A 14353-nucleotide genomic window follows, 5' to 3' on the forward strand; every position below is an offset into this window, starting at 1 on the left:
ACCCGATCGACCAACACAATCAAACATAACAGACCACAACTCGACAACGCGGGGACGATCACAATCAAACAAAGAACATCAACAGAACTGTTCAAAATCTGAATGCGGCGGCGTAGGTTCCGCTCTGGATCAGTTCGCGCAACGAAGCGAGTTCTCATGCAAACCCGCCCATACGGCCCCACCTATCTGGCGGCGGAGCTACGGCTCCCCACCAACTGGCTGGACTACACGATCCTGGCGATCTACTTCGTCGTCGTCCTCGGCATCGGCTTCGCGGCCCGCCGCTCGGTCAAGACCAGCCTCGACTTCTTCCTCTCCGGCCGCTCCCTGCCCGCCTGGATCACCGGCCTCGCCTTCATCTCGGCCAACCTGGCCGCCACCGAGATCCTCGGCATGGCGGCGAACAGCGCCCAGTACGGCGCCTACACCGTGCACTGGTACTGGATCGGCGCCATCCCCGCCATGGTCTTCCTGGGCCTGGTGATGATGCCCTTCTACTACGGAAGCAAGGTCCGCTCGGTACCCGAGTTCCTGCTGCTGCGCTTCGACAAAGCCGCTCACCTGCTCAGTTCGATCCTGTTCGCCTTCGCCGCCATCCTGATCGCGGGCGTCAACCTCTACGCCCTCGCGATCGTGGTCGAGGCCCTGCTGGGCTGGCCGCAGTGGGTGGCCATCGTGGTCGCCGGCGCCTTCGTGCTGGGGTACATCACCCTCGGCGGCCTGTCCTCGGCGATCTACAACGAGGTGCTCCAGTTCTTCGTGATCCTGGCCGCCCTCATCCCGATCACCGTCCTCGGCCTGAAGAAGGCCGGCGGCTGGGGCGGGCTGACCCACAAGCTCGACGCGGCGCACGGCCACAACTTCACCACGGCCTGGGGCGGCACCGGCATCGGCCACGCCAACCCGCTCGGCGCCAACTGGCTGACCATCGTGCTCGGCCTCGGCTTCGTGCTGTCCTTCGGCTACTGGACGACCAACTTCGCCGAGGTGCAGCGCGCGCTGTCCGCGAAGAACCTCTCCGCCTCCCGGCGCACCCCGCTGATCGCCGCCTACCCGAAGATCTTCATCGTCTTCCTGGTGATGATCCCGGGCCTGGTCGCCGCAGCCCTGGTCCCGAAGATCGGCACCCCCGGCTCCGGCCTCCAGTACAACGACGCCATCCCCTACCTGATGCAGGAGCTGCTGCCCAACGGCGTGCTCGGCATCGCGGTCACCGGTCTGCTCGCCGCGTTCATGGCCGGCATGGCGGCCAACGTGTCGTCGTTCAACACGGTGTTCACCACCGACATCTGGGCCCGCTACGTCAAGCCCGGCCAGGAGGACGCCTATTACGTCCGCTTCGGCCGCTGGATCACCGTGATCGGCGTGGCCGCCTCGGTCGGCACGGCGTTCCTGGCGTCCTCGTTCTCGAACATCATGAGCTACCTCCAGACGCTGTTCTCCTTCTTCAACGTGCCGATGTTCGTCGTCTTCATCGTCGGCATGTTCTGGAAGCGGGCCTCGGCCAAGTCCGGCTTCTGGGGTCTGCTCGCCGGCACCGCGACCGCGATGGTCAACTACTTCGTCTTCTACAAGAAGGGCATCATCTCGATCCCCACCGACCAGGGCGCCAACTTCGTCTCCGCGATCGCGGGGTTCGTCGCCGGTGCGGTCGTGATGGTCGCGGTGTCGCTGTTCACCAAGCCGAAGCCGGCAGAAGACCTCCAGGGTCTCGTCTACGGCACCCGGTCCCCCGGCATGTCCGAGCCGCCCGCCGCGGGCGACGACGCGTGGTACCGCAAGCCGGCCCTGCTGGGCTGGGGTGCCGTGATCATCGCCGCCGCCTGCTACATCCCGTTCTCGTTCTGACCGCGGGAGGATGAGGAAACCATGACCGAGCACCACGACTACTCCGAGCGGGACGTCCAGCGGGAGGTCACCGAGCTGGAGGGCAAGTCCGCGACGGCCGCCCGCATCTTCGACCTGCGCCGCATCATCGGCGGCCTGTTCGTGCTCTACGGCGTCATCGTCACGATCGCCGGGATCACCGACTCCCAGTCCGCCATCGACAAGGCGCAGGGCGTCAACATCAACCTGTGGACCGGGATCGGGATGCTGCTCCTCGGCGTCTTCTTCCTGGCGTGGCTGAAGCTGCGGCCCACTCCCCCGCCGCCGCCCGCCGCGGACGCCGAGGACGCCGAGGAGGGGGCGAAAGCACCGTAAAGGGGGCGCGGCACGTGACGGTGTTGCCGGGCGCTCCCGCCCGGCCGGCCAGGCACCGGGGGCGCTACGACTCCGCGGCCGCCCGGTCCAGCAGTCCCGTCCGTGCCGCCAGCGCCGCCGCCTCCAGGCGGGAGCCGACCCCCAGCTTCATCAGCACCCGCTGCACATGGGTGCGGGCGGTGCTGGGGGCGATGCCCATGCCGGCGGCGATGAGCCGGGTGTCCTCGCCGTCGGCGACCCGGACGAGGACCTCGACCTCGCGCGGCGTGAGCATCTCCAGCAGGCGCCGGCCCTCGTCGTCGGGCTGGGCGGCGGGGTTGAGCAGCTCGCCGAAGGCGCCCTGCAGGAGCTGCGGGGCGACCGCCGCCTCACCGGCCCTGGCCTTCATGATGGCCCGCTCGACGCCCTCGATGCGCTCGTCGTGCCGAACGTAGCCCGACGCGCCGGCCGCGAAGGCCGCCGCGATGCCGCGCGGTGAGGGCACCGGGCCCAGCACCAGCACCGCGACCTGGGGCCGCTCCCGCTTGATCCGCACCACCGGGTCGAACGCGCCCGGCTCGGCCGGAGCCGCCGTGCCCAGCAGGCACACCTCCGGTGCCCGCGTGATCACCAGCTCGGCCGCACCCGCGGCCGGCGCCGCCGCGGCGAGCACCCGGTGCCCGCGCAGTTTCAGCGCCGACGCCAACGCCTCCGCCAGCAAGCGGTGGTCGTCGACGACCATGAGCCGCACTCCCATAGAGCAACCCCCCAGTACCCCCACGGATGCCCCACTATGGACGCCCACCGGTCCCATGGACAGAGGGCCCCCCGGCGCCTCGTCCGTCATGACCCCGGAAGTTACACGCTTTGTTCGACGTCGCGCTGCCTCTATGCAGGAGAAGTGCCCCGGATCGATGAAATCCGGGGCACTTCTCCTTGATTGGGGCGTGCGGTCAGCCGCTCGTGCCGTAGGCGAGCGCCAGGTACTCCCTGCCGGAGGTGACCTTGTGCGCGTACACCGCCGACATGTACAGCCGGCCGTCGCCGTACAGGATCTCCGCGGAGTCGGGGAGCATGCCGGTCTCCGCCTCCCGCACGTTCTGCGCGGCCGGGTTCTCCAGCAGGGTGGTGGCCTTGAAGGAGGAGCCGTCGATGCTGACGACGCGGCCGCCCTTGTCGTACGGCGGGCGCTCGTAAGCCAGCAGGTTGCCGCCGTCCATGCGCAGCGGGTGGAGCGTGTAGCCCTTGCCGGACGCGGCGCGCTGACCGGTCTGCTTCCCGGTGGCCAGGTCGAAGGCGATGACCTCGTTGCTCTCCTCGAACGAGCCGCTGTCGTCGCGCTCCTGGGTCGGCACGTACAGCTTGCCCTCGCCGGCGACGACCCCCTTGCAGTCCTCGACGCGGGTGATGCCGTCGCACTGTCCGGCGTAGGTGTCGCGGGGTGCGGGGATGCGGGCGAGCAGCTTGCCCGTCCTGTCGTCGATGGAGAAGTAGTCGGAGATGCCGCTGCCGTCGCCCGCGCTGTCGCCGACGTCGGCGGCCACCACCAGGGGGTCGGTGGAGACGATGCTCGCGTACTCGATGCCCGGGTCCATCTTGTACTCGGAGACGACCCGGCCCGAGGTGGAGTCGATGGTCTGGATGTGCAGCGTGGGGTTGTCGAAGCTGCCGCACTTGCGCACCGCGACCAGCTTGGCGCCGCCACCGTAGCCGACGTCGTCGCAGTCGTCGCCGGGCTTGGGCTGCCAGAGCACCTTGCCGGAGCCGAGGTCGAACGCGGCGCCGCCGCCGAGGCCGCCGGCGGCCACGGTGTTCCGGCCGACCGTCACGTTCGAGAAGTTGACCGGGACGTCACCGGTGCGGACCGTCCGCGTCCACAGCTTGGTGCCCTTGGTGAGGTCGACGCCCGCGATCTGGCTGCATCCGGCGCCGGACTTGCCGGAGGGCTGGTAGAGGATCGCGGTCCTGCCGTCCTCGGTGGCGGTCCTGGCGGCCGCGCACACCGGGCCGGGCAGCTCGAGCGTCCACAGCGTGCTGCCCTTGGCGGGGTCGTAGCCGACGATCTGCGCGATCCCGGTCTTGGCGTACACCGTGCCGGTCAGCCAGGAGCCGACGGTGACGACGCTGTCCTTCGGCTGGGGCAGCGGGACCTGGAAGAGGACGTCGGCGGCCGGGTCGGACGGCACCTTCTCCTTGCCGCCCGAGGTGCCCCCGGAGCCGTTCCCGCCGCCGGTGCCCCCGTCGGCGCCCGCGGTGTCGTGCGTCTTGCCGTCGTCGCCGGAGGAGTGGGAGTACCAGATGCCGCCGCCGACGATCAGCGCGATCGCGGCGACCGCCGCGACGATGATGACGAGGGCGGCGCGGTTCTTCCCGCCGCCGGGCGGTACGGCCATCGGCTGCGTGGGCATGCCGGGTCCGCCCGGGTAACCGTGCCCGGGCTGCGGGCCGTACGGCGACACGGGCGGGACCGGCTGGGCGTACGGGTTCTGCTGCGCGCCGGGGTGGTGACCGGGCTGCGGCGCCGGTGCCCCCGGGTAGCCGTAGCCGGGCTGCGGCGCCGGTGCACCGGGGTAGCCGTAGCCGGGCTGGGGCTGGGGTGGCCGGGGTGCGGCCGGGGGTTGCTGCGGGGGGCCGAAACCGCCCGGCTGCGGGGGCTGGTGGGGTGGGGGCGGAGGCGGCTGGGTCATGGCTGAGGTACCTCGGTGAAGCGCTCGGGGCCGGGCGGCGCGGGAACGGCGAGAGAGGGAAACGGCAAGGGAGAGGGAGGGGAAGAGCCGACAGGGGCAGGCGAGGGCGGCGGACCGGGGCTCACTTGCCGAAGGCCATCATCAGCTTCTCCTGGGACTCGTCGTTGCCGGACAGCCGGGAGGAGGAGATGAAGAAGCGTCCGCCGGCCCACTCGACGTCCCCGTCGAAGAAGCCGTCCTCGATCTCCGCCGTGCCCGCCGGGTTCCGCAGCAGCGTGGCCGGCCGGTGCGAGCCGCCGGAAACCGGGACGGAGACGATCCGGCCGCCGCTGTCGTACGACGGCTGCACGTACGCGATGAGCTTGCCGCCCTCGGTCTTCAGCGGGGACATCGGCTCGGCCACCGGGGACTTGACCCGCCACTCCTCCTTGCCGGTGGCGAGGCTGATCGCGACGATCTCGTTGGCGCCGGTCCTGATGTCGGTGGGCAGGTAGAGCCTGCCGGAGTCGACGGCGACGCCCTGGCAGCCCTGGAGGTCGCGTTCGAGGATCGCCCAGCCGCAGCGCGGGGCGAACTTCTCGTCGACCTTGACCTCCGAGCGGAACGTGCCGTCCTTGGCGAAGGTCGTGATGTTCCAGGCCTTCTTGCTCTGGTTGGTCAGGTACACCACGAGCGGGTCGAGGGAGTAGGTCCGCGCGACCTTCCAGCCCTTCTTGACCTTCCGGGTCCACTTGACCTTGCCGGTGGAGGGGGTGAGTTCCTGGATCTCGTCGTGCTCGTCGTCGCCGCCGGCGCCGCAGGAGGCCACCTGGATCAGCCGGCCGCCGTCGCCCGCGAACGCCACCGGGAAGCAGGCGGCGCCGTACTTCTTCTTGTCGTAGAGCTTGTGGCCGCTGCCGATGTCGTAGGCCGTGCCGGACTGCGAGCGGCCGACCATCAGGGTCGTACCGCTGACGGACAGTTCCACGTTGAGGGCGCTGTCGAACAGCGCGCCGTCGGCGACCTCGGCGCTCCAGCCCTTCTTGCCGGTGTCCAGGTCGATCTGCTGGAGCTGGTTGCACTTGGCGCGGTCACTGACGCCGCTCATGTAGGCCACGACGACCTTGCCGTCCGCCGACTGCCGCGGGGTGACCGCGCAGATCTTCTGCGGGAAGGAGACGGGGTCCCAGGCGGGAGCGCCGTCGCCGACGCGGTAGCCGAAGACCTGCTTGTACGCGGCCTTCACCGCCGTGTCGCCGGTGATCCACAGGCCGGGTGCGTCGGCGCCGGAACCGGGGGCGTCGGGTGCGCTCTTGTACCAGAGCACCTTCGCCTCGCCGGGCGCGCGGCCCTCGTTGAGGTTCTCCGGGTCGGCGCCGCCGTCGCCCCTGCCGTCACCGGGGTTCACGGGAGCGTCGGAGGCGGACGGCTTGGCGTCGTCGCTCCGCTGCGCGACCGGCTTCCGCGTGCCGCCGTCGCCGTCGCCGGTGACCGCGTAGACGGTGCCGCCGATGACGAGCAGCGCGGCCACCGCGGCGCCGATGATCAGCGCTTTCTTCCGCTTGGGCGCCGTCGCCGGCTGCCCGCCGCCGTAGCCGGGCGCGCCCGGGTAGGGCGGCTGCTGCGGGTAGCCGTAGCCGGGCTGCGGGGCGTAGGGGCCGGACTGCGGGTAGCCGTAGCCGGGCTGCGGGGCGTACGGGCCCGGCTGAGGGGGGACGCCGTACGGTCCGGGGGTGTTGGGCGTGCCGTAGGGGCCGGGCTGGGCGTAGGGGCCGGGCGGCTGGGGGTGGCCGTAGCCGGGCTGCTGAGGGTGGCCGTAGCCGGGCTGGGGCGGCTGCGGAGGTGCCTGCGGTGGTGTCTGCGGCGGTACCTGTGGCGGTACTTGCGGCGGTACTTGCGGCGGTGTCTGCGAGGCACCGGATCCACCGTCGTACGGCGGCTGGTCCTGTGGTGCTCCGAAGCCGTCCTGCGGCGGCCGGCCGGGCGGCTGAGTCATCAGCGCCATCCCCCTCGTTCACTGATTTTTAGCCACACCCTGAGGTTCGTGACGGACCCAAGGTCGCTCAGACAGTTCTCAGTCGGCTCTTTCTATCACCCGCCACCGACGGTGCACGGGGGTGCGCGGGCCGCTGTTCCCAAGGGACGACCGGCCCGTGATGCCGCCGTTACCCGCCTTCACGCCCCCTTCACGCAGCGCGCGCACGAGCCTCTCGCGCGGCCGGATCACGCGGTACGCGCCGGTGGCCGGGAACGAGTCGAGGGGCGTACGCCTTCGCTGCGCACGCCCCTCTCGTCTGCCGTCACGCGTCCCCCGTCACACGTGCCCGTCGTACGTCCCCCGTCACGCGCCCACGTCCCCCCGTGACGCGCGGCCCGTTACGCGTTCCCCGTTACGCGTTCCCCGTCACGCGTCCTCCGCCAGCTCCAGCCAGCGCAGCTCCAGTTCCTCGCGCTCGTTGTCCAGGTCCCGCAGCTGGGCGTCCAGTTCGGCGACCTTGCCGAAGTCGGTGGCGTTGTCGGCGATCTGGGCGTGCAGCTTGGACTCCTTCTCGGAGAGCTTGTCCAACTGGCGCTCGATCTTCTGGAGTTCCTTCTTGGCGGCGCGCTGGTCGGCGGCGCTCACCGCCGGAGCCGCCGTCTTCGGCGCCGCGGCGGCGCCCGAGGCGGCGACCGCCTCCTCCAGGCGCTGACGGCGCTCCAGGTACTCCTCGATGCCCCGCGGCAGCATGCGCAGGGCGCGGTCGCCGAGGAGGGCGAAGACGCGGTCGGTGGTGCGCTCGACGAAGAACCGGTCGTGGGAGATGACGATCATCGATCCGGGCCAGCCGTCGAGGACGTCCTCCAGCTGGGTCAGGGTCTCGATGTCGAGGTCGTTGGTGGGCTCGTCGAGGAAAAGAACGTTGGGCTCGTCCATGAGCAGGCGCAGCAGCTGCAGGCGGCGGCGCTCACCGCCGGACAGGTCACCGACCGGCGTCCACTGCTTCTCCTTGTTGAAGCCGAACGTCTCGCACAGCTGGCCGGCGGTCATCTCGCGGCCCTTGCCGAGGTCGACGCGCTCACGGACCTGCGCCACGGCCTCCAGGACCCGCAGGTTCGGGTCGAGTTCGGCGACCTCCTGGGACAGGTAGGCGAGCTTGACGGTCTTGCCGACGGCGATGCGTCCACCGGCCGGCTGCGTCTCACCCTCGCTCCGGGCCGCCTCCGCCATCGCCCGCAGCAGGGAGGTCTTGCCGGCGCCGTTGACGCCGACCAGGCCGATGCGGTCGCCGGGGCCGAGCTGCCAGGTGACGTGCTTGAGCAGCTCCTTGGGGCCGGCGTGCACGCTGACGTTCTCGAGGTCGAAGACGGTCTTGCCGAGCCGGGAGGAGGCGAACTTCATCAGCTCGCTGCTGTCCCGGGGCGGCGGCACGTCCTTGATCAGCTCGTTGGCGGCCTCGACCCGGAAGCGCGGCTTGGAGGTACGGGCCGGGGCGCCGCGCCGCAGCCAGGCCAGCTCCTTGCGGACCAGGTTCTGCCGCTTGGTCTCCTCGGTGGCGGCGATGCGCTCGCGCTCGGCACGGGCGAAGACGTAGTCGGAGTAGCCGCCCTCGTACTCGTAGACCGCGCCGCGCTGCACGTCCCACATGCGGGTGCTGACCTGGTCCAGGAACCACCGGTCGTGGGTCACGCAGACGAGCGCCGAGCGACGGTTGCGCAGGTGCTCGGCGAGCCAGGCGATGCCCTCGACGTCGAGGTGGTTGGTGGGCTCGTCGAGGACGATCAGCTCCTGCTCCTCGATGAGCAGCTTGGCGAGCGCGATGCGGCGCCGCTCGCCACCGGAGAGGGGGCCGATGACGGTGTCGAGCCCCTTGGGGAAGCCCGGCAGGTCCAGTCCGCCGAACAGTCCGGTCAGCACGTCCCTGACCTTGGCGTTGCCGGCCCACTCGTGGTCGGCCATGTCGCCGATGACCTCGTGGCGGACGGTGGCCTCGGGGTCGAGCGAGTCGTGCTGCGTGAGCACGCCGAGCCGCAGCCCGCCGAGGTGGGTGACCCGCCCGGTGTCGGCCTCCTCCAGCTTGGCGAGCATCCGGATGAGGGTGGTCTTGCCGTCGCCGTTGCGCCCGACGACGCCGATCCGGTCCCCTTCCGACACACCGAGCGAGACGCCGTCCAGCAGGGCACGGGTGCCGTACACCTTGCTGACGTTCTCGACATTGACCAGATTGACGGCCATTTCACTCCTGTGCAGGGGGGTCGGTCAGCCTTCAAGCGTAGGGCCTGCGGCCGGCTGGGCGGGGCGGGCGGGGGTGGTCACTCATTGTGGTGACGTGATCCACGATCCACGGTTACGGTGGGAAGGCAGGCCACAGGATCCTGTCCATGGGAGGAACCATGACTGCCGAGCCGATCTCCGAGGCCGCGGAGCCCGCCTCCGAGCCGACCTCGCCTTGGCCGGTGCCTCCGGCGGACGGTTGGAGCGTGGACGACCTGTTCACCCTGCCCGACCTCCCGCCGCACACCGAGTTGATCGACGGAAGTCTGGTCTTCGTGAGCCCGCAGCGCCGTTTCCATGCCAACGTCATCGATCTGCTGGTCAACGGCCTGCGCCAGATCCTGCCAACCGAGTTCAGGGTTAGCCGCGAGATGACGGTCGTCCTCGACAAGCGCAACGGTCCCGAGCCGGACGTCAGTGTGATCAGGGCGGACGCGATCACCGGGCCCGCCCAGACGAGTTTCGAGGCCAAGGACGTGGTCCTGGCCATCGAGGTCGTCTCACCTGACTCGGAGTCCCGCGACCGCACGACCAAGCCACGGAAGTACGCGGCGGCCGGAATCGAGAACTTCTGGCGCGTCGAGGAGGACGGACACTCCGGCAGGCCCGTCGTCCACGTCTACGAACTCGACCCGGTCACCAGGACCTATGTGCACGCGGGTATGCATCGCGACGCGATCGACGTCACCAAGCCCTACCCGATCGACATCGACCTGACCGCCATCGACGCCTTCTGAGCCCGCGTGCCTCAGCACACCGTGGCCCCCGCCGCAGGTCCCGGCGCCGTACGCACCGACCGGCATGTACCGGAGGTCCGCAGGGCCGCGGCCACCTTCTCCGCCGACTCGGCATCGCGGGTGAGGAACGCCGTCGTCGGACCCGACCCCGAGACCAGCGCGGCGAGCGCACCGGCCTCGCGTCCGGCCGCCAGCGTGTCCGCCAGCTCCGGGAACAGGGACAGCGCGGCGGGCTGGAGGTCGTTCGAGACAGTGGCCGCCAGCGCCTCCGGGTCGCCCTTGGCCAGGGCGTCGAGCAGCGGCTGGGACGCCACCGGCTCCGGGATCTCCCGCCCTTCCGCCAGCCGGTCGAACTCGCGGAAGACCGCCGGGGTGGACAGGCCGCGCTCGGCCATCGCGAAGACCCAGTGGAAGGTGCCGCCGACTTCCAGGGGCGTCAGCTTCTCGCCGCGTCCGGTACCGAGGGCGGCGCCGCCGACCAGGCTGAACGGCACGTCGCTGCCCAGCTCGGCGCAGATGTCGAGGAGTTCGGCGCGGGAGGCACCGGTGCCCCACAGCGCGTCGCAGGCCACCAGGGCGCCCGCGCCGTCCGCGCTGCCGCCCGCCATGCCGCCGGCGACCGGGATGTCCTTGGCGATGTGGATGTGCACGTTCGGCTCGATGCCGCGCCGCCCGGCGAGGGCGATCGCGGCACGCGCGGCGAGGTTGGTGCGGTCCAGGGGGACCTGGGCGGCGTCCGGGCCCTCGCAGGTGACGCGCAGCTCGTCGGCGGGGGTCACCGTGACCTCGTCGTACAGGCCGACGGCGAGGAAGACGTTGGCCAGGTCGTGGAAGCCGTCGGGGCGGGCGGCGCCCACCGCGAGCTGGACGTTGACCTTGGCCGGGACTCGCACGGTGACGCTCACTTGCCGCTCTCCCCCTGCTGCTTGTGCTCGGCGATCCGCGCGAACTCCTCGACGGTCAGGGCCTCCCCGCGCGCCTGCGGCGAGATGCCCGCGGCGACCAGGGCGGCCTCGGCGGCGGGCGCGGACCCGGCCCAGCCGGCCAGCGCCGCGCGCAAGGTCTTGCGGCGCTGCGCGAAGGCGGCGTCCACGACCGCGAAGACCTCCTTCTTGGAGGCCGTCGTGTCGACCGGCTCGGTGCGCCGGACCAGGGAGACCAGGCCGCTGTCGACGTTCGGCGCGGGCCAGAAGACGTTGCGCCCGATGGCACCGGCCCGCTTCACGTGGGCGTACCAGTTGGCCTTCACGGACGGCACGCCGTACACCTTGTTGCCGGGCGCGGCGGCGAGGCGGTCGGCGACCTCGGACTGCACCATCACCAGCGTCCGCTCGATGCTCGGGAAGGTGGCGAGCATGTGCAGCAGGACGGGGACGGCGACGTTGTAGGGCAGGTTCGCGACCAGGGCCGTCGGGGGCGGCCCGGGCAGCTCGGTGACGTGCATCGCGTCGGAGTGGACCAGCGCGAAGCGGTCGGCGCGCTCCGGCATGCGGGCGGCGACGGTCGGGGGAAGCGCGGAGGCCAGCACGTCGTCGATCTCGACGGCGACGACCCGGTCGGCGGCCTCCAGCAGCCCGAGCGTCAGGGAGCCGAGCCCCGGGCCGACCTCGACGACCACGTCGTCGGGGCGGACGTCGGCGGTACGGACGATGCGCCGGACCGTGTTGGCGTCGATCACGAAGTTCTGGCCGCGCTGCTTGGTGGGACGAACACCGAGCGCTGCCGCCAGCTCACGGATGTCGGCGGGACCGAGGAGGGCGTCGGGGGTGGGGCTGCTCACGGGACAAGGGTACGGGGGCGAATCCGCCGGGGCTGCCAGGTGGCCGGTGCGGTAGCCGGACGAGGTGGGGAGCACGGCCCGGTTCTGCCGCGAAGTCGCCGTCCACGACCCGGCCGACGACACCGCGACTTCCCCAGGGGCGCGGGGAACTGCGCGACCAGCCACGACGGGTCCGCACCCCAACCCCCGCCCCCGACCACCCCGCCCACCACACGCCAGAGCGCACCCCCGCTTCCCCAGGGTCACTACGAGTGCAGCCGTGCCCCGCAGTGCGGCCACGGAGTGTCGCCGCGGTGGACGTACAGCTTCTTCGCCCGGAAGGTCTGCTCCTCCGCCGGGGCGTCCTGTGGGCGGCCGTTGCCGCCGAGGCTGTGCCAGGTGCGAGTGTCGAACTGGTAGAGGCCGCCGTAGGTGCCCGAGGGGTCGACGGCGCCGGGGCGGCTGCCGGACTCGCAGGCGGCCAGCGCGTGCCAGTTGAGGCCGTCCGCCCCGCTCACGGAGGCCGGGCGGGGCTTGGTGCCGATCTTCACCAGCTGCCGGCGTGGCTCGCGCACCACCTCGGAGCCCTCCTGGCGCGGTCTCTCCCGGACGCCGTTCACGGTGCGCACGAGGTAGGTGATCCGCCGCAGTCCGGGCCGGCCGGGCCGTTCGACGACCTCGGTGCCCTTGAAGAGCGTGGGGTCGTTCGTGCGCTCGACGCCGAACGGGATCGGCTCCTCGTGGACCTCCCGGCTGCCGGTCACCCGCAGCACGGTCACGGTCTGCCCGTCGCGCGGGAAGCCGGCGCCCGGAACGGAGGTGGTGTCCTGGCCGCGCAGGGTGACCCCGGCCTCCTCGACGACCTCGCGGACGGTGGCCGCGTTGGTGCGGACGGTCCGGGTGCGGCCGTCCGCCATGATCGTGACGGCCCGCTCGGTGCGCACGTCGAGCGCGAGGCCGGCGCGTCCGATGCCCTGGGAGCGGGAGGCCGACAGATACGCGCCCTCGGCGCGCACCCCCAGTTCCCGGAGCGCCCCGTCCACGGTGTCCGCCGTCGTCCACACCTCGCGCCGCTCGCCGTCCAGGGTGAGCCGGACGGGGCGGCCGTAGCGCACCGCGACCTCGTCGCCGCTGGCGAGCGCCTCGCCGGGGGCGGGCGCGACCATGTCGTGGGCGCCCACGCGTACGCCCTCCTCGGCGAGCAGTTCGCTCACGTCGTCGGCGAAGGTGTGCAGGGTGCGCGGCCGGCCGTCGACGCTCAGCTCGATCGCCTTGTCCTTGGCCACGAAGGCGGTGGTGCCGCCGGCGAGGAACGCGACGACCAGCGCCTGCGGCAGCAGCCGGCGCACCGCGGACTCCGGGCGCTCGACACAGCGCCCCTTGCGGCGGCGCGTGCCACGGCCGCCCTTTCGCACGGCTCCCGCAGGCTCCGCGGCCACGCCGGGCGCCCACGCCTCGAAGTCGGGAACCGTCGCCGCGGGGCCACAGGCCGCCGCGTCGAAGTCGAGGGCCGGCATCTCGGGTGCGCTCGCCGCCTGCCTCGGCAGCGGCAGTACCGGCTCGGTGACGAAGTACGCCTCGGCCTCGTAGGCGGGCCGGTAGGTGTCCTCGCACATCCCGTACGGCAGCGTCTCCGCGGTGTGTACGGAGGCGTCGTGGCCGTAGGGGTCGTACGTCTCGTACGGCGACTTGCTCACGCCGACACGCTCCAGGGGGCCAGAGGGGTCCGGATCGGGCCCCCAGAACCTAGCGGAGCGGGCGTCACTCTCCAAAGCGACGCGACTACGCACAGTCGCGCCTCGAACTGGCGCTCCGGTGCTCAGTAACCGAAGGCGCGGGCCGTGTTCGCGCCCAGGGCCGTCGCCAGCGCGTCCTCGTCGATGCCGCGCACGGCGGCCATCGCGCGCACGGTGACCGGGACCAGATAGGGGGCGTTCGGCCGTCCGCGGTAAGGCGCCGGGGTCAGGAAGGGCGCGTCGGTCTCGACGAGGACCAGCTCCAGCGGGGCCACGGCCAGCGCGTCCCGCAGGTTCTGGGCGTTCTTGAAGGTGACGTTCCCGGCGAAGGACATGTAGTAGCCCTCGCGCGCGCAGACCTCGGCCATCTCGGCGTCGCCGGAGTAGCAGTGGAAGACGGTGCGCTCGGGGGCACCCTCCTCCCGCAGCACGCGCAGGACGTCGTCGTGGGCGTCGCGGTCGTGGATGACCAGGGCCTTGCCGTGCCGCTTGGCGATCTCGATGTGGGCGCGGAAGGACGCCTCCTGCGCCTCCTTGCCCTCGGGGCCGGTGCGGAAGTGGTCCAGGCCGGTCTCGCCGACGCCCTTGACCTGCGGCAGCGCGGCGAGCCGGTCGATCTCGGCCAGGGCCTCGTCCAGCGCGGCCTGCCCGCCCGGCCCCCGCGCGCCCTGCCGGGACCAGCCGTCGGGGTCGCCGTGCACGATGCGCGGGGCCTCGTTGGGGTGCAGGGCCACGGCGGCGTGCACGTTCTCGAACGCGGCGGCCGTCTCGGCGGCCCACCGTGAGCCGTTGATGTCGCAGCCGACCTGCACGACGGTCGTCACGCCGACCGACGCCGCCTTCGCGAGGCCCTCCTCGACCGTGCCCGACTGCATGTCGAGGTGGGTGTGCGAGTCGGCGACGGGCACCCGCAGGGGCGCCGGGAGCGGCGGAGCGGCGTGCTTGTCGCGCTTGTCGTCCTTGGCGGCGTGGCCGGCATGGGCGGCGTGACCGGCGGGACCGGCGTTCGAAGGCATGACCCG

Annotated in this window: 11 protein-coding genes; 3 read left to right on the plus strand and 8 right to left on the minus strand. The window is 71.7% G+C overall.

Features of this window, described 5'->3' with window-relative positions:
- The first annotated feature begins 156 nt into the window (after window positions 1-156).
- Window positions 157-1848 carry a sodium:solute symporter family protein gene (locus tag OIB37_RS16190; protein ID WP_330458306.1) on the plus strand — a complete coding sequence of 564 codons (1692 nt, stop codon included), beginning with the start codon at window positions 157-159 and terminating at the stop codon, window positions 1846-1848.
- 21 nt (window positions 1849-1869) lie between these two features.
- The gene (locus OIB37_RS16195; RefSeq protein ID WP_330458307.1) at window positions 1870-2202 is read left to right on the plus strand and encodes a hypothetical protein; all 333 of its coding nucleotides are present in this window, start codon (window positions 1870-1872) and stop codon (window positions 2200-2202) included.
- Window positions 2203-2266: 64 nt separating this feature from the next.
- Here OIB37_RS16195 and OIB37_RS16200 read toward each other — a convergent pair whose 3' ends face one another.
- The 4 genes from OIB37_RS16200 to OIB37_RS16215 form a co-directional block, all read right to left on the minus strand.
- A complete protein-coding gene (locus tag OIB37_RS16200) occupies window positions 2267-2938 on the minus strand; it encodes a helix-turn-helix transcriptional regulator (RefSeq protein WP_330458308.1) in 672 nt (223 codons plus the stop codon).
- Window positions 2939-3134: 196 nt separating this feature from the next.
- Entirely contained in the window at window positions 3135-4868 is a 1734-nt protein-coding gene (locus OIB37_RS16205) for an outer membrane protein assembly factor BamB family protein (RefSeq protein WP_330458309.1), read from the minus strand.
- A gap of 121 nt (window positions 4869-4989) precedes the next feature.
- Window positions 4990-6843 (minus strand): outer membrane protein assembly factor BamB family protein, encoded by a 1854-nt coding sequence (locus OIB37_RS16210; protein WP_330458310.1) that lies wholly within the window; start codon window positions 6841-6843, stop codon window positions 4990-4992.
- A 408-nt stretch (window positions 6844-7251) separates the two neighbouring features.
- Window positions 7252-9060: an ABC-F family ATP-binding cassette domain-containing protein gene (locus OIB37_RS16215; RefSeq protein WP_330458311.1), complete on the minus strand. Its 1809-nt coding sequence runs from the start codon at window positions 9058-9060 to the stop codon at window positions 7252-7254.
- 158 nt (window positions 9061-9218) lie between these two features.
- Here OIB37_RS16215 and OIB37_RS16220 point away from each other — a divergent pair, with 158 nt between their 5' ends.
- The gene (locus OIB37_RS16220; RefSeq protein WP_330458312.1) at window positions 9219-9836 is read left to right on the plus strand and encodes a Uma2 family endonuclease; all 618 of its coding nucleotides are present in this window, start codon (window positions 9219-9221) and stop codon (window positions 9834-9836) included.
- 11 nt (window positions 9837-9847) lie between these two features.
- On the opposite strand, the gene OIB37_RS16225 is transcribed toward OIB37_RS16220, so the two are convergent.
- From OIB37_RS16225 to OIB37_RS16240, 4 genes are all read right to left on the minus strand, one after another.
- Complete coding sequence (locus OIB37_RS16225) at window positions 9848-10741, minus strand: 4-(cytidine 5'-diphospho)-2-C-methyl-D-erythritol kinase (RefSeq protein WP_330458313.1); 894 nt, start codon at window positions 10739-10741, stop codon at window positions 9848-9850.
- On the minus strand, window positions 10738-11616 hold the full coding sequence (gene rsmA, locus OIB37_RS16230) for a 16S rRNA (adenine(1518)-N(6)/adenine(1519)-N(6))-dimethyltransferase RsmA (protein WP_330458314.1): 879 nt from the start codon (window positions 11614-11616) through the stop codon (window positions 10738-10740). The genes OIB37_RS16225 and rsmA overlap by 4 nt, the downstream gene beginning before the upstream one ends.
- Before the next feature lie 245 nt (window positions 11617-11861).
- Window positions 11862-13292: a ubiquitin-like domain-containing protein gene (locus OIB37_RS16235; RefSeq protein ID WP_330458315.1), complete on the minus strand. Its 1431-nt coding sequence runs from the start codon at window positions 13290-13292 to the stop codon at window positions 11862-11864.
- 122 nt (window positions 13293-13414) lie between these two features.
- The gene (locus OIB37_RS16240) at window positions 13415-14347 is read right to left on the minus strand and encodes a TatD family hydrolase (RefSeq protein ID WP_330458316.1); all 933 of its coding nucleotides are present in this window, start codon (window positions 14345-14347) and stop codon (window positions 13415-13417) included.
- Window positions 14348-14353 lie beyond the last annotated feature (6 nt).

The organism is Streptomyces sp. NBC_00820 (assembly GCF_036347055.1).
Classification (GTDB): domain Bacteria; phylum Actinomycetota; class Actinomycetes; order Streptomycetales; family Streptomycetaceae; genus Streptomyces.